Here is an 18,266-nt window from a genome sequence, read left to right as displayed (position 1 = left end):
AAGGGGCAAGCAGCGCCTCACCGCGCCAGCTCCTTCAGGCCGAGGCGGATAAGCCTGGCCGAGTCGGCGTCCTCCCCGGCCGATTTCAGCGCGGCCGCCACCGCATTGGCGGCGATGTCGCGCGCATAGCCGAGATTGGTGAGCGCGGAAACGGCGTCGGCGACCGGGGCGGGCGCGACGCCTTCGCCCAGTTCCTGCTTGAGGCCGATATTGCCCGCCGCCTCGCCGGCGTAGGCTGGCGCCTTGTTCTTCAGTTCGGTCAGGATGCGCTCGGCGACTTTCTTGCCGACGCCGGGAGCCCGCGTGACCATGGCGATATCACGCAGAGCGATCGCATTGGCCAGATCGGCCGGGCCGAGCGTCGACAATACAGACAGCGCCACCTTGGCGCCAACGCCCGGCACATTGGTGGAAAGAAGGCGGAACCATTCACGTTCCAGCGCCGAGCTGAATCCGTAAAGGCGGATCATGTCCTCGCGCACCAGCGTCTCGATGAACAGCACCACCGCCTCACCGGGCGCGGGCAGCGCGGCCAGGGTGCGCGCCGAACAGAAGGCGACATAGCCGACGCCATGCACATCGACGACGCAATGATCCTCGTCGATCTCGTCCAGCGTGCCCTTCAGCTTGCCGATCATGATCCCTGCCCGTCCCCGTTACGCGATCTGTTTCAACCTGTATGCCACGCTTTGCCGGTGATGGGCATGGCAGATGGCGATGGCGAGCGCATCGGCCGCATCGTGCGTGTCGAACACGGCCTTGGGCATCAGCACCTTGACCATCATGTGGATCTGCTTCTTGTCGCCATGGCCGACGCCGATGACCGCCTTCTTGACCGCATTGGGCGCATATTCGGCCACAGGCAGGCCGGCCAGCGCCGGAACCAGCATGGCGATGCCGCGCGCCTGCCCGAGCTTCAGCGTCGCCGTCGCATCCTTGTTGACGAAGGTCTGCTCCACCGCCGCCTCATGCGGCATGGCCTGATGCAGCACCTGCGACAGGCCATCGTGCAACTGGCAAAGGCGTGAGGCGAGCGTCGCCTTGTCATCCGAGCAGACGGAGCCGGAAGCCACGAAGCGCAGCGAATTGCCAAGGTATTCGACGACGCCCCAGCCGGTGCGCCGAAGTCCCGGGTCGATGCCGATGATCCGAATCGTTTCCGCCATGATCGCCCACTCTATTCACCGGCGGCAGACTTGCCAGCGAAATGTGAACAAACCGGAAACGTGAAGCGCGCTTATCCCCGCGCGAAGGCGGTGTTGAGAAGCGAAATCTGGTCGAACACGGGGCTGCCGCGCTCCAGCCCCTGCGGCAGCGCATCGCCATAGACTTCCTCGTCCATGCGCCGCACCAGCGATTGCAGGCGCAGCGAGCGGCGCACCAGATCGACGAATTCGACCGGCAGTTCGCTCCAGCCTTCCGCATCCTCATGCGCCGACACCGTGTCGAGCCGCACCTTGGCCTTTTCCGCCGCCACCTGATCGCGCGTCATCTCGCCGGAATTGGCGGCGCGCTGGAGCAGCAGCCAGGAGGCGATCTGCATGAGCCGTGTGGTGAGCCGCATAGATTCGGCCGCATAAAGCGTCGCCGCCAGCCGGCTCAGTTTCTTCGCCTCGGTGCGCCCGCGCGAATCCAGATACTCGGCCGCCTGCTCCACCAGCCCCATCCCCTCATTGTAGAGCGGCTGGAAGGATTGCGAGAAGATGCGGCGCTCGGCCAGCCTGATCGTGTTCCCGCTTTCCTGTGAAGATCGATTCATGACGCACCCTGGTCTTGCGCAGAGGCGATTCGCCCCGGCAGCATGACTGCAACCCTATACGGCCTCTGCACCGGAAAATGCGCCCGACCGCTTTTCAAGGCAAGTCTATACTTAATGAAAGGTTAATATGAACAGGCTGCGTGCCCGAACCGGCGCACAAACGACTCCATTTGTGAAGAGAGCGACCTGAAAATCGGCATAAAAAAAGAGCCGCGGGTAAGGCGGCTCTCAGAAGTTAACAGGGAGGCGTCAAACAAAGTGGCTCCAACCACTCGGTAAGTATCCAGATCACTGGATGCACATAGTAAACAGCTGTAAAGCTTAATGGTCGCTTAACGCGACCTGTAATTTTCACGAAAAATGCAATCGCCGGCCCGCACGCAACCCCGACGGCGGCGGACCATGGGCCATGCGCCACCTGTTCAATGCGAACGCTTTGCTCTATGCCGCAATGCAACCAATTTCGCCCTGCATAGGGCAGATCGAAACCCGGAATGGCCATGAACCCGCAAACGACCCCAGACCGCTGCCGTCTCGTCCTGATCGTCATGCCCGGCACCGATGCCGGCCACCTTGCCGCGGCGCTCGAAGGCGGCGACGTCGCTTCGGTGCTTTTGCCGCAAGGCGAGACGGATGAAGCGACCTTCCAGCGGTCAGCCGAAAAGCTCGCGCCGCTGGCCCAGGCTGCCGGCGCCGCCGCCATTATCGCCGGCGACAGCCGGGTGGCGGGCCGTGTCAAGGCGGACGGCGTTCACATCGAGGCGAAGCGGCAGGAACTCGCCGACACGATCGAGCGGATGCGGGAGCGCATGATGGTCGGCGCCGGCGGCGTCAAGACGCGCGACGACGCGCTGGGGCTTGGCGAGGAGGGGCCGGATTACATGTTCTTCGGCCGCTTCGGCTACGACACCGATCCGAAACCGCATCCGCGCAATCTCACCCTCGGCTCATGGTGGGCGGAGATGGTGGAAATCCCCTGCATCGTCATGGGCGGCTCCGATATCGCCTCGGTCGTCGATGTCGCCGCGACCGGAGCGGAATTCGTCGCCCTGTCGGCAGCCATATTCGCGGACGGCATCGATCCGCGTGAGGCCGTCGCCCGCGCCAACGAGCTGCTCGACGGGCATGCGCCGCGCTTCAGGGACTGATACATGGCAAGGCGGCCCGTCCTCGTTGCAATGTTTCTGTACGCCGCTCTCGGCACAGCCGGCGCGTCCGGAACCACCATCGATCAGGACAAGGGCGACCGGCCCCTGCCCCAGCCGGCCACGACACAAGAACGCGACACCCTGCCCGATCTCGATCCGGCCCGCTTCGGCAAACGGCTCGACGACGCCTATGGCGCTTATCAGCGCGGCCTCTACAAGACCGCCTACAATCTGGCCCTGCCGCGCGCGCAGAATGGCGATCCGGCCGCGCAGACGCTGGTGGCCGAATTGCTGGCGCGCGGGCTTGGCGTTCCCATCAACGCCGGGGAAGCGGCGAAATGGTATGCGGCAGCGGCGGAGCGCGGCGTGCCTGAAGCCCAGTTCCAGTATGCGCTGATGCTTCTCGACGGCAATTTCGTGCCGAAGGACGAGAAGGAGGCCCATGCGCTGATGCAGGCGGCGGCCGAGGCAGGCAATGCGCTGGCCCAGTTCAACTTCGCCCAGCTTCTGGTCAGGGAGAACCCCAACGACCTGTCGAGGGCGGTGAGCTATTACGAGCGCGCTGCGGAAGCAGGCGTCGCCGACGCGCAATATGCGCTGGCGCAGGCCTACGCCAATGGCGTCGGCGGCAAGGAGCACGACGACGCGAAGGCTCGCGAATTGCTTGAAAAGGCCGCGCGGCAGAATTTTGACACCGCCCAGCTCGACCTCGCCCAGTGGCTGATCGAGGGACGTGGCGGCGAGCGTGACTACGGCAAGGGCTTCGGCTGGATGCAGGTGGCGGCGCGCGGCGGTAATGTGGCCGCGCAGAACCGGCTGGCCAAGCTCTACGTCGCCGCCCTTGGCGTCGATCCCGACCCGATCCTCGCCGCCGCCTGGTATATCGTGGCGCGCCGCGCCGGTCTCATCGACCGGGAGATGGAAGACTATCTGCAGGGCCTGACCGACAAGCAGTTGCAGGAAGCGGTGCAACGGGCGAACCGTCTCCCGTAGCAGCCACACGGCGTCACAGATCGGCGCAAGCAGGCCGCGGCGCGCCCTTTCTCTTGCGTCGGGCGGCGATTTGTGGTCTTGGAAGCGCCGACTGCCCGCCTTTCGCCGGCGACCATTCCAACAGATTCGGAGACCTTACCGACATGGCCCGCTCCGCCATAATCAACGTCATGGTTCAGGCTGCCATGAAGGCCGGCCGCTCGCTCTCGCGCGATTTCGGCGAGGTGCAGAACCTTCAGGTTTCGCTGAAGGGGCCGGGCGACTACGTCAGCCAGGCCGACCGCCGCGCCGAGGACATCGTTTTCACCGAACTTGCGAAGGCGCGTCCCGGCTATGCTTTCCTGATGGAGGAGCGCGGCGTCGTTGACGGCGACGACGACCAGCACCGCTGGATCGTCGATCCGCTCGACGGCACCACCAATTTCCTGCACGGCATTCCGGTTTTTTCGATCTCCATCGCGCTGGAACGCCAGGGCCAGCTGGTCGCCGGCGTCGTCTATAATCCGATCATGGACGAGCTCTACACCGCCGAGCGTGGCGGCGGGGCCTTCATGAACGACCGCCGATTGCGCGTCGCGGCGCGCACGAAGCTTTCCGACGCGGTGATCGGCTGCGGCATACCGCATCTGGGTCGCGGCCATCACGGCAATTTCCTGATCGAATTGCGCAATGTCATGGGTGAGGTGGCCGGCGTGCGCCGTATGGGCTCCGCCGCGCTCGATCTCGCCTATGTCGCCGCCGGGCGCATCGACGGCTACTGGGAAACCGGCCTTTCGGCATGGGATGTGGCCGCCGGGCTTCTGCTGGTGCGCGAGGCGGGCGGCTTCGCTTCCGAACCCGGTGGCGGACAGGACATGCTTGAAAGCGGCGATGTCGTGGCCGGCAACGAGGTCATCCACCGCGCGCTGGTCAAGACGCTGTCGAAGCCCGTCGCCTCACGCTGAAGCCATTGGAGCGCCCTTGCCGCGGCGGGCTGAACAGCCGCCGCATGGGCGCGTCGACCGGGGCTGTCGCCACCGCCACCAGAACCGAAAGCAGCGCCAGAACCGGCAGCAGCAACGCCTGCGGGATCAACGCGGGCGCGCCCGAGGCGACGAAGGCCATCACCAGCAGCCCGTGCAGCAGGTAGATCGCCAGCGAGCGTTCCCCGAGCCAGCGAAGCAGCGGCGGATCGCGCGGCACGAGCGCTGCGAAACCCATGGCCGCCCCGGCGCCGAGCAGCATCAGGCCAAGGCGGGCAAGTGCCGGATAGCTGGCGTCGGCAGCGCCGCTCGTATAGTCGCGGCTGCCGGTGAGCGCCCCCGGATTGAGGCCGAGTTTCCACCACGCCAGCACTGCGCCCACGCAACAGACGAACATAAGCGCGAACAAAAACGGGTGGCGCCGCGCGGTGGCCGCCAGTTGCTCGCCATACAGATGGCCGAACACGAAGAAGGGGAGGAAATAGAGCGTGCGTGAAACGCTGAGCGTATAGCCGACGCCATCGTCATAACCTGCGGCCATCGAGATGACGACGGCGACCACCAGCCCGGCCGGCGAGGCGAACAGCGGCAGCAGCAGCCGCCAGAAGATCATGCTGGCGATGAACCACAGCAGCCAATAGGGCGTGAACAGCGAATATTCGTACCAGCCCGTCAGCCTGCTCATGCCCGTATAGACGAACTGGAAGACGACCAGCGGCAGCACCAGCGTCCACACGATCTTGCTGTAGTCGCCGGCCTCAAGCCTCTCGCGGGCGAACATGCCGGACAGGAAAACAAAAAGCGGCATATGGAAAGAATAGATGCCGACATAGATGGATTGCAGAATTGGTGATCCCGATGACGGCTGCTCGATCAGGTGTCCGAAGACGACGAGCAATATACCTGCGCCCCTGAGGGCGTCCAGATGGGTGTTCCTGCTGTTTTTTACTGAACTCATAAGCCAAAGCGCGCATCTGCGTCTTTTCTCTCGAAAGCCCCGTCCGCCGTCACCGATTCGATTTATCCACCATAAGCTGGAGCGGGGCGACACTATGGCAAGCCTTTACCCGACCCCTTTCCAGGCAAGATCGCGCCGGGCGGCTTCCAATTTCGCCGGAATTCCGATTAGAGTTGCCGCGACGCGCGCAAACCAGATGGAAGACGCATGGCCCTGCTCAGATCGTTCGGCATTGGCGGCGGCTCGGATGTGCTGAGCTACGATCCCCACAAGCTCTCAAGCCCGCAGGTGTTCCTGCTCACCATGGTCATCTTCCTGGGGCTGGTGGGTTTCATCGCCATCATCCTCAGCCGGCAGATCCAGTCGGCCTTCGTCACCAATCCCGGCCTCAACGGCCTCATCCTCGGCGTGCTCATCGTGGGTATCCTGCTTGCCTTCGCGCAGGTCGGCCGGCTGTTTCGCGAAGTGCGGTGGGTGAACTCCTTCCGCGCCGGCGCCGAGACCACCAACCCGGTGCTGCTAGCGCCGATGCAGGCCATGCTCGGCCGCTCCGCCTCGATCGCCGTGTCGACCAGCTCCATGCGCACCATGCTCGATTCCATCGCCACACGTCTCGACGAGACCCGCGACACCTCACGCTATCTGGTCGGCCTGCTGGTGTTTCTCGGCCTGCTCGGCACGTTCTGGGGCCTGCTGCAAACCATCGGCTCGATCAGCGAGACCATCCAGTCGCTAGATCCCGGCACCGGCGATTCGGCCTCCGTGCTGGAAGCGCTGAAGCAGGGCCTTTCGGCCCCCCTCTCCGGCATGGGCACGGCCTTCTCGTCCTCGCTGTTCGGCCTTGCCGGCTCGCTGATCCTCGGCTTCCTCGACCTTCAGGCGGGTCGCGCCCAGAATCGCTTCTACACCGAGCTTGAAAACTGGCTGTCCTCGGTGACGGACCTGTCCTCCGATCTGGTCGGCCCCGAGAACGGGCGCGGCGCCGGCACCACCGACGAACTGCGCGCTCTTTCCGAACGCCTGCGCTCGCTTCAGGAAAACGGCGGCTCCAGCCCGCGCGTGGCGGCGGCCATGGCCAATCTGGCCGACGGCATCGCCGGCCTTGTCAAGAACATGCGCTCCGAACAGCAGATCATGCGCGACTGGGTGGAAGCGCAGTCCGACGAGCAGCGCGCCATGCGCGAGACGCTGGAGAAGATCGCCGAAGCCCTCAAGGCCCAGCAGGGAGTGAAGTAAAGTGGCTCTCGCCCGTGGCCGCCGCAGCTACCGCCACATCGACTACTGGCCGGGCTTCGTCGATGCGCTGTCGACGCTGCTGCTCGCCATCATGTTCCTGCTGTCGGTGTTCGTTCTGGCGCAATTCCTGCTCAGCCGCGAAATCTCCGGCAAGGACGAGGCGCTCAATCGCCTGAACGCCCAGATCAATGAGCTGACGCAGCTTCTGGCGCTCGAACGCGGCAATGTGCAGGACGCGCAGGATGCGCTGGCCAACCTCCAGGCCTCGCTGTTCGCCTCCGAGGCCGAAAAGAGCCGGCTTGAACAGTTGCTGGCCGCCGGCGAAGGCACGGGAAGCGCCGCGACCGCGCGCGCCGACGAGCTTGCGGGCGAACTGGACAGCGAACGCCAGCTCAGCCAGCGGGCGCTTTCGCAGGTCGAACTGCTCAACCAGCAGATCGCCGCCCTGCGCCGCCAGATCGCGGCGCTGGAACAGGCGCTCGACGCCTCGGAGGCGCGCGACCGCGAATCCAACACCAAGATCGCCGATCTCGGACGGCGGCTGAACGTGGCGCTGGCCCAGCGCGTGCAGGAACTGAACCGCTACCGGTCCGACTTCTTCGGACGCTTGCGCGAAATCCTGGCCGACCGCGAAAATATCCGCATCGTCGGCGACCGCTTCGTATTCCAGTCCGAGGTGCTGTTTCCCATCGGCTCCGACCAGATCAACGACGCCGGGCAGGTGGAGATGAAGAAGCTCGCCGACGCCATCATCGAATTGCAGAAGGAAATCCCGCCCGAGATCAACTGGGTGCTGCGTGTCGACGGCCACACCGACGATCGGCCGCTGTCCGGCACGGGGCGCTTCAAGGACAATTGGGAACTGTCGTCCTCCCGCGCCATTTCGGTGGTCAAGTTCCTCATCGCCAACGGGGTTCCGGCCAACCGGCTGGTCGCCGCCGGCTTCGGCGAATACCAGCCGCTCGATGAAACCGGCACGCAAGACGCCCGCGACCGCAACCGTCGCATCGAGCTGAAATTGACGGAGCGCTGATCCGGCGCTGTCCAGTCTCTTCCCGTCACTCTCCGTCAGCAGGAGTTTTGCATGTCGTTCCAGAAGCTCGATGATCTTTGCCGCCGCCTCGAAGCGCTCGAACATGCGCTCGCCATACTGGGCGCGGACGAGGCCACCCACATGGCGGTGGGTGGTGGCGAGAAGCGCGCCGAAGCCATGGCCGCGCTCTCCGGCATGTATCACCGGCACGCGACCGCGCCGGAGATCGCCGACTGGATCGAGGCCGCCGAAACGGAGGCGCTGAACGAGGACCAGACTGCGGCGCTTCGCGAGTTCAGGCGTCACCATACCAACCTCACCTGCCTGCCCGCCGACTTCGTCGAGCGCCAGACGGCGGCGCGCCTGCGCTGCGAACAGTTGTGGCGCGGCCTGCGCGCCAGGAATGACTGGACCAGCTTCCAGCCGGCGCTGGAGGGCGTGGTGACCCTCGTGCGCGAGGAAGCCGCCATGCGAGCGGATGTGCTCGGCCTCTCGCCCTATGACGCCCTCATGGAGCAATACGATCCCGGCAATCGCGCCGCCGACATCACGCCGGTCTTCGCGGAACTGAAGGCGTTCCTGAAGGATTTTGCGCCGCAGGCGCTTGAGGTTCAGGCCGGGCGGCTGGCCAAGCGCCCGCTAAAGCCGCTCTCCGGCAGCTATTCCATCGAGAAGCAGCAGGCGCTGGGCCTCGCCATGATGGAGGCGGTCGGTTTCGACCTGACGCGCGGGAGCCTTTCGGTCTCGCACCATCCGTTCTGCGGCGGCGTTCCCAGCGATGTGCGCATCACCACGCGCTATCGCACCACCGAATTCCTGTCCGCCCTGATGGGCATATTGCACGAAACCGGCCATGCGCTTTACGAGCAGAACCTGCCGCAGGACTGGTCGCACTGGCCGCTCGGCAAGGCGCGCGGCATGGCCATTCACGAAAGCCAGAGCCTGTTCGTGGAAAAGCAGATCGGCCGCAATCCCGCCTTCTGGCGCTGGGCCTTGCCGGTGGTGGACACCCATCTCGACGAAAACTGGTCGCTGGACGACATCCAGCCCCATGTCCATCATGTCGCGCGCGGGCTGATCCGCGTCGACGCCGACGAAGTGACCTATCCGCTGCATGTCATCCTGCGCTACGAGCTGGAGCAGGAGCTGGTTGCCGGGCGGCTGGAAGTGGCCGACCTGCCGGAAGCGTGGGACGCGCACATGCGCGACTATCTCGGGCTTTCGACCATCGACAATCCGGCCGACGGACCAATGCAGGACGTGCACTGGCCGGGCGGGGCCTTCGGCTATTTCCCATCCTATACGCTCGGAGCGATGATGGCGGCGCAGCAATGGGCGGCGCTGGTTCGCGACCATCCGGATACCGATGAAGCTATCGCCAAAGGCGATTTCTCCACCGCCAACGAATGGCGGCGCGACCGCATCTGGTCACAGGGCTCACGCTGGTCGACGCCCGCACTGATGGAGCGCGCCACGGGCGAAAAACTCGACGCAAGTCATTTCATCGCCCATCTGCAAAAGCGCTACGGGGGCTAATATCCCGAATCCGGAATTCGCATCGTTCGCACACGGCGTCGCGCGAATTTCAAATCCACCACGACAGGGGACGCTTTCCATGAACCTCACCAATCGGGACATCGAAGACCTCATCGCCTTCCGCCGCGAATTGCATCGCTTCCCCGAAATCTCCAACGAGGAGAAGGAGACGGCGAGGCGGGTCGTTTCCTTCCTTGCCGGCACCGGCGCGGACGAGGTGCTGACCGGGCTCGGCGGCCATGGCGTCGCCTTCGTCTACGACAGTGGCCAGCCCGGCATGACGGTTCTGTTCCGCGCCGAGCTGGATGCGCTGCCCATCGCCGAGATTTCCGACATTCCCCATCGCTCGACCGTCGAAGGCAAGGGGCACATGTGCGGCCATGACGGCCACATGGCGATCCTGGCGGCGACCGGCCGCCTGTTCGGCCGGCAGCGCCCGGCGAAGGGTCGCGTCGTGCTGATGTTCCAGCCTGCGGAGGAAACCGGAGACGGCGCAGCCGGCGTTGTCGCCGACCCGCGCTATGCGGCGATCCGCCCGGACTTCGCCTTCTCGCTGCACAATCTGCCCGGAACCCCGCTCGGCCATGTCCGGCTGCGCGAAGGGGTCGTCAACTGCGCCTCGCGCGGCCTTCGCATCACGCTGGAAGGCAGGACCGCCCATTCGTCGATGCCCGAGAGCGGAATTTCTCCGATGATGGCGGTGAGCCGGCTGACGCCGCGGCTGGCCGCACTGGGCGGCGGCGCTTTCACCAGCGACGACTTCGCCATGGCCACCGTCACCCATGTGCGCATGGGCGAGCCCGTGTTCGGCGTCGCCCCCGGCCATGCGGAAATCCGCGTGACCCTGCGCACCCGGCTCGACGCCCGCATGGCCGATCTGTGCGCCACGGCCGAAGCTCTGGTGCGCGAGGAGGCCGAACACCATGGTCTTCAGTGCGTCTTCGACTATCACGAGATATTCGTCGCCAGCCTGAACGAACCGGAAGCGACCGCGCATCTTGGCGCGGCGCTCGATGCCGAAGGCGTGCCTCACGACGGAGCGCAGTTGCCGATGCGCGCTTCCGAGGATTTCGGCGTCTTCGGCCACGCCTCGAAATCAGCGATGCTCTATCTCGGTTCGGGCGTCGAGCGGCCGAACCTGCACAATCCCGACTATGATTTCCCCGACGACCTGATCGCCATCGGCGCGCGCATCTTCATGCGAACCGCGCGCAATCTGCTGGGGTGACGGCCCTACTCGGCCGCATCCTCCAGCTTGCCTGTCTCGAATTGCAGGCGGGCAAGCTCGGCATAGAGCCCCCCCTTCGCAACGAGGCTGCGGTGGGCGCCTTCTTCCACGATACGGCCGTCATCCATGACGAGGATGCGGTCGGCTTCCAGAACTGTGGCCAGCCGGTGCGCTATGACCAGCGTGGTGCGCGCCTGCATCAGGCCGGCCAGCGCCTCCTGCACCAGCGTCTCGCTGGCGGCGTCAAGCGCGGAGGTCGCCTCGTCGAGCAGCAGGATCGGCGCGTCGCGCAGGATGGCGCGGGCGATAGCGATGCGCTGGCGCTGACCGCCGGAAAGCGTCACGCCGCGCTCGCCCACCTGCGTGTCGTAGCCACGCTCCAGCCTGAGGATGAATTCCTCGGCCTGCGCCGCGCGCGCCGCCGCCTCGATCTCGGCGTCCGAAACATCAGGCTGGCCGAAGGCGATGTTGTCGCGCACGCTTGCCGCGAAGATGGTGACGTCCTGCGGCACGATGGCCATGGACGCGCGCAGCGCCTGCGGATCGACTTCGCGCAGATCGACCCCGTCCACGCGGATCGCGCCGCCGTCGACATCGTAGAAGCGTTGAAGCAGGGAAAACACCGTGCTCTTGCCCGCACCCGAGGGGCCGACGACCGCCACCGTCTCGCCGGGCCGGATCGCGAAGGAAAGTTCATGCAGCGCGGAACGGTTGGGGCTTGCCGGATAGGCGAACGACACGCCCTCGAAGGCGATCTCGCCACGCGCCGGGACCGGCAGCGGTTTCGGATCGGCGGGGGCCTTGATGTCCGGCTCTTCAGCCAGGAGCTCCGTCAGCCGTTCGGCGGCGCCCGCAGCCTGCGAAAGCTCGCCCCACACTTCCGACAGAGCGCCGAGAGCGCCGGCTGCGAAGACGGAGTAGAGCAGGAACTGTCCGAGCGTGCCGGGGGACATGACGCCGCCCAGCACGTCGCGCGAGCCGAACCACAGCACCGCCACCACCGAGGTGAAGATGATGAAGATCGCGACGAACGTAAGCAGCGCGCGCGCCAGAATGGAGGCGCGGGCAGCCTCGAACGCCGCCTCCACCGCCGCCCGGAACCGGGCCGTGACCAGCCCCTCATTGGTGAAGGATTGCAGGGTGCGCACCGCGCCGATCTGCTCGCCGGCATAGGCGTTTGCGGTGGCCAGCATATCCTGTGCGGCGCGCGAACGCCCGCGCACCGAGCGCCCGAAGGCGACCAGCGGCACCACCACCAGGGGAATGGCGGCGATGACGAGGCCCGACAGTTTGGGGCTCGTCACCACCATCATGGCGAGCGCCCCGAACCCGAGGATGAGATTGCGCAGCGCGACCGAGGCGGTCGCCCCGACCGCCGACTTGATCTGCGTGGTGTCGGCGGCCAGGCGGGAAACGATCTCGCCCGACTGCACCCGGTCGAAAAAGGAGGGCGACAGCGTCGTCAGATGGGAGAAAACGTCGCGGCGCAGATCCGCCACCACCCGCTCGCCCAGTGTGATGACGAAATAATACCGGGCGGCCGACGCGAAGGCGAGCAGCGCGGCCATTCCCATGAGCATGATGAAATAATTGGACACGAAAGCGGTGTCGGCATGGGAAAAACCATGGTCGATCATGCGGCGCACCGCCAATGGCAGGGCAAGCGTCGTTACGGCGGCCAGAACCAGCGAGAACAGCGCCCCGACGACCAGTCCCCGGTAGGAGCCGATATAGGGGAACAGCCGCCGCAGCGGTCTCAGCGAGCGCCTGCGCGCTTCCGCGCCTTCGGATTGCGCCATGTTGCGGGTTCTCCTGCCCTTCGACCGCGACCATTATGCGTCGGTGCGACCTTGTGATTCAATTCCGGTTGATGTATAGGCTCGCCGACCGTTTCAGGGCCGCCGCTTTTGAATAGCTGCGGCTTCGAGTTTTTAAAAAGGGGCGCATCGCCGCAGGGCCGCCGTCCCCCCGAGACAGGACGAGAGCGATGAAGGCAGACATCCATCCCGATTACCACTCCATCAAGGTCGTCATGACCGATGGCACCGAATACATGACCCGTTCGACCTGGGGCAAGGAAGGCGACACGATGAACCTCGACATCGACCCGACCACGCACCCGGCCTGGACCGGCGGTCAGCAGACCCTGCTCGACCGTGGCGGCCGCCTGTCGAAGTTCAAGTCCAGATTCGCCAATCTCGGCATCTGATCAGGGCCAGCAGCCTGAACGAAAAACCCGCCTTCGAGGCGGGTTTTTTTATTGATACCGGATCGGTTCGCCCAAGAACCGGCATATATCAGCCATGCGGCTTGCGGTCGGAATGGCCAAGGTCGCGATCCGGGTCGATCACGTCGCGGACAAGTTGCTTGAGGCGGGCTGCGTCGGGAAAGCCTCCGTCGCGCTTGCGTTCCCAGATCAGCTCGCCCTGGCAGGTGATGGAAAAGACGCCGCCGACGCCGGGCGCCAGCGCCACCTCGCCAAGGTCGGGACCGAAGGTGGACAACAGCTCCTGCGCCATCCAGCCTGCACGCAGCAGCCATTGGCACTGCGTGCAGTACGTGATGACGATGCGGGGCTTGCCCTCCCCGGTCATGCCGCGCTGAGCTTGGCCAGCGTTTCTTCGTCGACCTCGAAATTGGCGTAGACGTTCTGGACGTCGTCGTCATCTTCAAGGACGCCAACCAGCTTCATCAGCGAGCGGGCACGGTCCTCATCGACCGGAATGGTGTTCTGAGGCTTCCAGATCGCCTTGACGGAGCTGGCTTCACCAAGGGCGCTTTCGAGCGTTTTGGAAACCTCGCCCATATCCTCGAACGCACAATAGATGGTGTGGGCCTCCTCGTCGGATTCCACATCCTCGGCGCCAGCCTCGATGGCGGCCTCCATGACCGCATCGGCGGAACCGGCAGAGGCCGGATAGACGATTTCGCCCACGCGATCCCACATGAACGAAACCGAACCGGTTTCACCCAGAGCGCCGCCGGCCTTGGTGAAGGCCGCGCGCACGTTGGAAGCGGCGCGGTTGCGGTTGTCGGTCAGCGCTTCCACGATAACGGCCACGCCGCCGGGGCCGTAGCCTTCGTAGCGCACTTCCTCGTAATTTTCGCCGTCATTGCCGGACGCCTTGTTGATGGCGCGCTGGATGTTGTCCTTGGGCATGGACTCGGCCTTGGCGTTCTGGATGGCCAGGCGCAGGCGCGGGTTCATGGCGGGGTCGGGCATGCCGGTCTTGGCGGCGACGGTGATCTCTCGCGCCAGCTTGGAAAACATTTTTGAGCGCATCGCGTCCTGACGGCCCTTGCGATGCATGATGTTCTTGAACTGTGAATGGCCGGCCATGGGACTCCTTGATGCTTGGCGGCGTCCGTATCGCGGCGGGCCTCAACGCCCGGGATCGGACCTCATTGTCTGATAAAGCATCGGGTGGTCCGCAAGCCGGATTCCGCTTGGGAGAACCGATGCCGGAATGGCCGGGTTATAGAGAAACCATCGCAATTCGTCCAGCCGGACCGCCCTGTCCCGTCGCGAAAACGTGACTGGCGGTGCCGCCCGGCCGAAAGCGTCAGAGCGTCCTCTGTACGCCCGAAAGGACGTACGGCGCTGCACGCGCCGCGCATCGTCAGCGCTGTGCGCCGCCGCTCTTTGCTTTCGCGTTGCGCCGTCGGGCCAGCATGTTGAGACCCTCGACCATCGCCGAGAAGCCCATGGCGGCATAGATGTAGCCCTTGGGCACATGGTAGCCCATGCCATCCGCGATCAGCGTCATGCCGATCATGAGCAGGAAGCCGAGCGCCAGCATGACGATGGTCGGGTTCTTCTCGATGAAGGCCGACAGCGGGTTGACGGCGAGCAGCATCACCGTCACCGCCGCGATCACGGCAATGTACATGATCGCGATTTCATCGGTCATGCCGACGGCGGTGATGATCGAGTCGATCGAGAAAACCAGATCGAGCAGCAGGATCTGGAAGATGGCGCCGCCGAGCGAGAGCTGGACCGTGCGACCGATCATCTGACTCTTGTCGGCGTCCGGATCGACCGAATGGTGGATTTCCCTCGTCGCCTTCCAGACGAGGAAAAGACCGCCGGCGATCAGGATGAGGTCGCGCCACGAAAAAGCGTGGTCGAACAGCGTGAAGAGCGGAGCGGTGAGCTTCACTATATAGGAAATCGTCGCCAGCAGCAGCAGGCGCATGATGAGCGCCGCGCCTATGCCAAGCGTGCGCGCCCGGGCCCGGTGCTCCTGCGGCAACTTGTTGGTCAGGATGGAGATGAAGATAAGGTTGTCGATGCCGAGAACGATTTCCAGCACCACCAGGGTGAACAGCGCGACCCATGCGGTCGGATTGCTCAACCAGTCGAAATGGTCGGCGATAACGTCCAGCATGCGGGCGACGGTCTCCATCGGAAAGGTCGCAACAAACTAGGCGTCGGGCAGCCTGCCTTCAATGTGCCGGGGGAGATTTTTTTGAACCGGGCGCATCAAGCCCAGAAAGACGGCGCCGCTTCCTCCAGTCTCGGCCCGCGCCGGAACGGCGCGATCCTTTCGGCCAGCCCGGTGCGGTCGGAGATGTCGACGCCGACGCCGCACAGCGTGGCCGGACCATTGGCCGCCTCGAAACGGCCCTTCGGCACCTTGGAGAGAAAGCGGTTGAGCGGCTCTTCCTTGTCCATGCCGAGTGAGGAATCGTAATCGCCGCACATGCCGGCATCGGAAATATAGGCGGTGCCGCCGTTGAGGATCTGGTGATCGGCGGTCGGCTGATGGGTGTGGGTGCCGACCACGAGCGAGGCGCGCCCGTCGACGAAATGGGCGAAGCACATCTTCTCGCTGGTCGCCTCGGCGTGGAAGTCGATCACCACGGCGTCGGCCTGCTCACCCAGCGGACAGGCCGCCAGTTCCTGCTCGCCGGCCTGAAACGGGTCGTCCAGCTCGGGATGCATGAACACGCGCCCCATGATGTTGGCGACCATGACCCGCGCGCCGTTGCGGGCCACATAGAGGCCCGCGCCCCTGCCGGGCGTGCCCCTGGGGAAGTTCGCCGGCCGCAGGAAGCGGTCCTCGCGCGGCGCAAAATTCAGCGCGTCGCGCTGATCCCAGACATGGTTGCCGGTGGTCACCACATCGGCCCCCGCCTCGATGGTGGCGTGGAATATCTGTTCGGTGATGCCGAAACCGCCAGCCGCGTTCTCGCCATTGACGATGACGAAATCGAGCCGGAAATCCGAGATGAGGCCGGGAAGCTGTTGCCAAACTGCCGTACGGCCGGACTTGCCGACCATGTCGCCGAGAAAAAGAAGTCGCATGAAAGGGTTCTTAGAGCATTTTGCGCTCAGGTGGAATCACCTGAAGGCGCATAAATGCGGCCAAAACAGACAGTTGCGTCGAACCTGAAAGGGGAACCGGGTCTTTAGAGCATGTCGCCCGAAAGCGGAAACCGGTTTCGGGGCACCGACATGCGTAAGAACAAGTACTTAAAGCATGGGGGCGAATCGGAAAGATCGCGACGCGCTTCAGCGAATTCGCTCCTGCCGCCACCGGCTGTCAGGGGAGGCGGGATCGGGCCTATCGGCCTTGCGGAAGCTGCGCAGGCCGCTTTCGGTGAGCACTTCGTCCAGCGCGACGTCGTGGCCCTCCTCCGGCACATGCTCCACCTCCTGACAATCGAACGCCGTGCCGATCAGGCGCGGTTTCAGCGCTCTTGCATGCATACGCGCCACCGCGCGGTCGTAGTGGCCCGCGCCGTAGCCCAGCCGATGGCCGCGCGAATCGAAAGCCGCCAGGGGCAGGAGGATGATTTCCGGATCGAGCACTGCAGCCTGCGGTCCTGGTCCGGTCGTGCCGAAGCCGGTCCGCACAAGTTCCGCGCCGCGTGCAAGTTCCCGAAACACGATCGTTTCCCTGTCCAGCACGGCCGGCACGCACAGCCGCGCGCCCTTGTCGCGCAATGCGGCCATCAGCGGCCTGAGATCGATCTCCGAGCGGATTGGCAGGAAGCCGGAGATGATCGCGCCCGGCGTGAAGTCGATGGCCTGCACGCCAATCTCGGCCACCCGCAACGCCAGTTCGATGCGCAAGGTGGCGTCCAGCACATCGCGCCGGGCCAATGCTTCGACTCGAACGGAATTCTTGTGTTGTTTGGCAGGCGTCATGCGCGGACCATGCGGGAGAACAGGATGCGGCGGGGTTTCGACTGCGACATTCGATGACGGGAACCGCAACGTCCATGGAACGCGGGATACGCGACGTGGATGGAAGGTGACGGTCCACGCGACCGGTGGAGAAGTCGATCCCGGGAACCTACAAAGTAGGTGGGCGCCATATGTCCGGGCCCACGGGCCCGGCCAGGGACAGCTCCCTTCGAGATCGATAAGGCCCCGGGGAATGTCTCTCCTGCCGCGAAGCGCAGACCGTCCCCATCAATATAGGGCTAACCGTGCCGCCGCGCCAGCGCCGCCATGCATCTGATCGTCGAAAGCCGAAACTTTCCGCGAAGCCCCTTCCCTTGGCAGGTCGACACGGATTGGCTACACACCTGCGCAACCTCGCTGGGAAGGAAGAGCATGCGCTTCGAAGGCACCTCGGCCTATGTCGCCGACAAGGATCTGATGGTGGCGGTCAACGCCTCCATCGCACTGGAACGGCCGCTGCTGGTCAAGGGCGAGCCGGGCACCGGCAAGACCGAACTGGCGCGGCAGGTGGCGTCGGCTCTCGGGCTGGACCTGATCGAATGGAACGTGAAGTCGACCACCAGGGCCCAGCAAGGCCTGTACGAGTATGACGCCGTCTCGCGCCTGCGCGACAGCCAGCTCGGCGACGACCGCTTCAACGACATCGGCAACTATATCCGGCGCGGCAAGCTGTGGGACGCTTTCGCCGCGGACAAGAAGGTCGTGCTCCTCATCGACGAGATCGACAAGGCCGATATCGAGTTCCCCAACGACCTGTTGCAGGAACTCGACCGCATGGAGTTCTTCGTCTACGAGACCGGCGAGACGATCCGCGCCGTCCAGCGCCCCATCGTCATCATCACCTCCAACAACGAGAAGGAACTGCCCGACGCTTTCCTGCGCCGCTGCTTCTTCCACTACATCCGCTTCCCCGACATCGAGACGCTGGCGCGCATCGTCGAGGTGCATTATCCGGGCATCAGGAAGCGGCTGGTCGAGGCGGCGCTGGCCCAGTTTTTTGAGATCCGCGAGGTGGCGGGCCTGAAGAAGAAGCCTTCCACCTCCGAGGCTCTGGACTGGATCAGGCTGCTTGTGACCGACGACGTGGCGCCCGAGGATTTGCGCGGCGAAGCGAAGAACGCCTTGCCGCGCCTGCACGGCGCGCTTTTGAAGAACGAGCAGGATGTGCATCTGTTCGAGCGCCTCGCCTTCATGGCAAGGCGCAACGCCTGAGCAGAAGG

General features: G+C 64.8%; 19 protein-coding genes and 1 other RNA gene. 9 read left to right on the top strand and 11 right to left on the bottom strand.

Features of this window, described 5'->3' with window-relative positions; all coding sequences use genetic code 11:
* Positions 1-17 precede the first annotated feature (17 nt).
* The 3 genes from ruvA to rcdA all read right to left on the bottom strand — a co-directional run bounded on the left by ruvA (position 18) and on the right by rcdA (position 1,759).
* The gene (ruvA, locus tag ABID44_RS09105) at positions 18-638 is read right to left on the bottom strand and encodes a Holliday junction branch migration protein RuvA (RefSeq protein ID WP_354151388.1); all 621 of its coding nucleotides are present in this window, start codon (positions 636-638) and stop codon (positions 18-20) included.
* Between the two features lie 18 nt (positions 639-656).
* Positions 657-1,166 (bottom strand): crossover junction endodeoxyribonuclease RuvC, encoded by a 510-nt coding sequence (gene ruvC, locus ABID44_RS09100; protein ID WP_354151387.1) that lies wholly within the window; start codon positions 1,164-1,166, stop codon positions 657-659.
* Between the two features lie 71 nt (positions 1,167-1,237).
* Positions 1,238-1,759 (bottom strand): protease adaptor protein RcdA, encoded by a 522-nt coding sequence (gene rcdA, locus ABID44_RS09095; RefSeq protein ID WP_354151386.1) that lies wholly within the window; start codon positions 1,757-1,759, stop codon positions 1,238-1,240.
* A 500-nt stretch (positions 1,760-2,259) separates the two neighbouring features.
* On the opposite strand from rcdA, the gene ABID44_RS09090 reads away from it, so the two are divergent.
* From ABID44_RS09090 to ABID44_RS09080, 3 genes are all read left to right on the top strand, one after another.
* Complete coding sequence (locus tag ABID44_RS09090) at positions 2,260-2,907, top strand: thiamine phosphate synthase (protein WP_354151385.1); 648 nt, start codon at positions 2,260-2,262, stop codon at positions 2,905-2,907.
* Positions 2,908-2,910: 3 nt separating this feature from the next.
* Positions 2,911-3,900: a tetratricopeptide repeat protein gene (locus ABID44_RS09085; RefSeq protein WP_354151384.1), complete on the top strand. Its 990-nt coding sequence runs from the start codon at positions 2,911-2,913 to the stop codon at positions 3,898-3,900.
* Between the two features lie 143 nt (positions 3,901-4,043).
* Positions 4,044-4,844, top strand: coding sequence for an inositol monophosphatase family protein (locus ABID44_RS09080; RefSeq protein WP_354151383.1), 801 nt, complete (start codon positions 4,044-4,046; stop codon positions 4,842-4,844).
* On the opposite strand, the gene ABID44_RS09075 is transcribed toward ABID44_RS09080, so the two are convergent.
* Complete coding sequence (locus ABID44_RS09075) at positions 4,810-5,820, bottom strand: acyltransferase family protein (RefSeq protein WP_354151382.1); 1,011 nt, start codon at positions 5,818-5,820, stop codon at positions 4,810-4,812. The genes ABID44_RS09080 and ABID44_RS09075 overlap by 35 nt on opposite strands.
* Before the next feature lie 207 nt (positions 5,821-6,027).
* Between ABID44_RS09075 and ABID44_RS09070 the strand changes: the two genes are divergently transcribed.
* From ABID44_RS09070 to ABID44_RS09055, 4 genes are all read left to right on the top strand, one after another.
* Entirely contained in the window at positions 6,028-7,056 is a 1,029-nt protein-coding gene (locus ABID44_RS09070) for a MotA/TolQ/ExbB proton channel family protein (RefSeq protein ID WP_354151381.1), read from the top strand.
* 1 nt (position 7,057) lies between these two features.
* Positions 7,058-8,089, top strand: coding sequence for a peptidoglycan -binding protein (locus tag ABID44_RS09065; protein WP_354151380.1), 1,032 nt, complete (start codon positions 7,058-7,060; stop codon positions 8,087-8,089).
* A gap of 51 nt (positions 8,090-8,140) precedes the next feature.
* Complete coding sequence (locus ABID44_RS09060) at positions 8,141-9,625, top strand: carboxypeptidase M32 (RefSeq protein WP_354151379.1); 1,485 nt, start codon at positions 8,141-8,143, stop codon at positions 9,623-9,625.
* Positions 9,626-9,704: 79 nt separating this feature from the next.
* Positions 9,705-10,853, top strand: coding sequence for an amidohydrolase (locus ABID44_RS09055; RefSeq protein WP_354151378.1), 1,149 nt, complete (start codon positions 9,705-9,707; stop codon positions 10,851-10,853).
* A 5-nt stretch (positions 10,854-10,858) separates the two neighbouring features.
* On the opposite strand, the gene ABID44_RS09050 is transcribed toward ABID44_RS09055, so the two are convergent.
* Positions 10,859-12,652 carry an ABC transporter transmembrane domain-containing protein gene (locus ABID44_RS09050; RefSeq protein WP_354151377.1) on the bottom strand — a complete coding sequence of 598 codons (1,794 nt, stop codon included), beginning with the start codon at positions 12,650-12,652 and terminating at the stop codon, positions 10,859-10,861.
* A 188-nt stretch (positions 12,653-12,840) separates the two neighbouring features.
* Here ABID44_RS09050 and rpmE point away from each other — a divergent pair, with 188 nt between their 5' ends.
* Positions 12,841-13,062, top strand: a complete 222-nt coding sequence (gene rpmE, locus ABID44_RS09045; protein WP_354151376.1) for a 50S ribosomal protein L31 — start codon at positions 12,841-12,843, stop codon at positions 13,060-13,062.
* A gap of 88 nt (positions 13,063-13,150) precedes the next feature.
* On the opposite strand, the gene ABID44_RS09040 is transcribed toward rpmE, so the two are convergent.
* The 6 genes from ABID44_RS09040 to ssrS all read right to left on the bottom strand — a co-directional run bounded on the left by ABID44_RS09040 (position 13,151) and on the right by ssrS (position 17,270).
* A complete protein-coding gene (locus ABID44_RS09040) occupies positions 13,151-13,447 on the bottom strand; it encodes an Rdx family protein (protein WP_354151375.1) in 297 nt (98 codons plus the stop codon).
* Positions 13,444-14,193 carry a YebC/PmpR family DNA-binding transcriptional regulator gene (locus ABID44_RS09035; protein ID WP_354151374.1) on the bottom strand — a complete coding sequence of 250 codons (750 nt, stop codon included), beginning with the start codon at positions 14,191-14,193 and terminating at the stop codon, positions 13,444-13,446. The genes ABID44_RS09040 and ABID44_RS09035 overlap by 4 nt, the downstream gene beginning before the upstream one ends.
* A gap of 280 nt (positions 14,194-14,473) precedes the next feature.
* Positions 14,474-15,241, bottom strand: coding sequence for a TerC family protein (locus ABID44_RS09030; RefSeq protein ID WP_354151373.1), 768 nt, complete (start codon positions 15,239-15,241; stop codon positions 14,474-14,476).
* Between the two features lie 95 nt (positions 15,242-15,336).
* On the bottom strand, positions 15,337-16,161 hold the full coding sequence (locus ABID44_RS09025; RefSeq protein ID WP_354151372.1) for a TIGR00282 family metallophosphoesterase: 825 nt from the start codon (positions 16,159-16,161) through the stop codon (positions 15,337-15,339).
* 207 nt (positions 16,162-16,368) lie between these two features.
* Positions 16,369-17,007: a 5-formyltetrahydrofolate cyclo-ligase gene (locus tag ABID44_RS09020; RefSeq protein WP_354151371.1), complete on the bottom strand. Its 639-nt coding sequence runs from the start codon at positions 17,005-17,007 to the stop codon at positions 16,369-16,371.
* Positions 17,008-17,114: 107 nt separating this feature from the next.
* Positions 17,115-17,270, bottom strand: a non-coding RNA gene (ssrS, locus tag ABID44_RS09015) — 6S RNA.
* A 148-nt stretch (positions 17,271-17,418) separates the two neighbouring features.
* Here ssrS and ABID44_RS09010 point away from each other — a divergent pair.
* Positions 17,419-18,258, top strand: a complete 840-nt coding sequence (locus tag ABID44_RS09010; protein ID WP_354151370.1) for an AAA family ATPase — start codon at positions 17,419-17,421, stop codon at positions 18,256-18,258.
* Positions 18,259-18,266: the final 8 nt, after the last annotated feature.

It is taken from the genome of Aquamicrobium ahrensii, from assembly GCF_040545755.1.
Lineage (GTDB): Bacteria > Pseudomonadota > Alphaproteobacteria > Rhizobiales > Rhizobiaceae > Mesorhizobium > Mesorhizobium ahrensii.
Note: the sequence above shows the minus strand (reverse complement) of the source record. Positions and strands in the feature narration are given on the sequence as shown.

Excerpts from the sequence above, each read along its gene's own strand:
- ABID44_RS09050 (WP_354151377.1), bottom strand. The coding sequence starts at position 12,652 with ATGGCGCAATCCGAAGGCGCGGAAGCGCGCAGGCGCTCGCTGAGACCG.
- rpmE (WP_354151376.1), top strand. The coding sequence starts at position 12,841 with ATGAAGGCAGACATCCATCCCGATTACCACTCCATCAAGGTCGTCATG.
- ABID44_RS09060 (WP_354151379.1), top strand. The coding sequence starts at position 8,141 with ATGTCGTTCCAGAAGCTCGATGATCTTTGCCGCCGCCTCGAAGCGCTC.
- rcdA (WP_354151386.1), bottom strand. The coding sequence starts at position 1,759 with ATGAATCGATCTTCACAGGAAAGCGGGAACACGATCAGGCTGGCCGAG.
- ABID44_RS09030 (WP_354151373.1), bottom strand. The coding sequence starts at position 15,241 with ATGCTGGACGTTATCGCCGACCATTTCGACTGGTTGAGCAATCCGACC.
- ABID44_RS09080 (WP_354151383.1), top strand. The coding sequence starts at position 4,044 with ATGGCCCGCTCCGCCATAATCAACGTCATGGTTCAGGCTGCCATGAAG.
- ABID44_RS09020 (WP_354151371.1), bottom strand. The coding sequence starts at position 17,007 with ATGACGCCTGCCAAACAACACAAGAATTCCGTTCGAGTCGAAGCATTG.
- ABID44_RS09035 (WP_354151374.1), bottom strand. The coding sequence starts at position 14,193 with ATGGCCGGCCATTCACAGTTCAAGAACATCATGCATCGCAAGGGCCGT.
- ruvC (WP_354151387.1), bottom strand. The coding sequence starts at position 1,166 with ATGGCGGAAACGATTCGGATCATCGGCATCGACCCGGGACTTCGGCGC.
- ABID44_RS09040 (WP_354151375.1), bottom strand. The coding sequence starts at position 13,447 with ATGACCGGGGAGGGCAAGCCCCGCATCGTCATCACGTACTGCACGCAG.
- ABID44_RS09055 (WP_354151378.1), top strand. The coding sequence starts at position 9,705 with ATGAACCTCACCAATCGGGACATCGAAGACCTCATCGCCTTCCGCCGC.
- ABID44_RS09085 (WP_354151384.1), top strand. The coding sequence starts at position 2,911 with ATGGCAAGGCGGCCCGTCCTCGTTGCAATGTTTCTGTACGCCGCTCTC.
- ABID44_RS09025 (WP_354151372.1), bottom strand. The coding sequence starts at position 16,161 with ATGCGACTTCTTTTTCTCGGCGACATGGTCGGCAAGTCCGGCCGTACG.
- ABID44_RS09070 (WP_354151381.1), top strand. The coding sequence starts at position 6,028 with ATGGCCCTGCTCAGATCGTTCGGCATTGGCGGCGGCTCGGATGTGCTG.
- ABID44_RS09075 (WP_354151382.1), bottom strand. The coding sequence starts at position 5,820 with ATGAGTTCAGTAAAAAACAGCAGGAACACCCATCTGGACGCCCTCAGG.
- ABID44_RS09010 (WP_354151370.1), top strand. The coding sequence starts at position 17,419 with ATGCGCTTCGAAGGCACCTCGGCCTATGTCGCCGACAAGGATCTGATG.
- ruvA (WP_354151388.1), bottom strand. The coding sequence starts at position 638 with ATGATCGGCAAGCTGAAGGGCACGCTGGACGAGATCGACGAGGATCAT.
- ABID44_RS09090 (WP_354151385.1), top strand. The coding sequence starts at position 2,260 with ATGAACCCGCAAACGACCCCAGACCGCTGCCGTCTCGTCCTGATCGTC.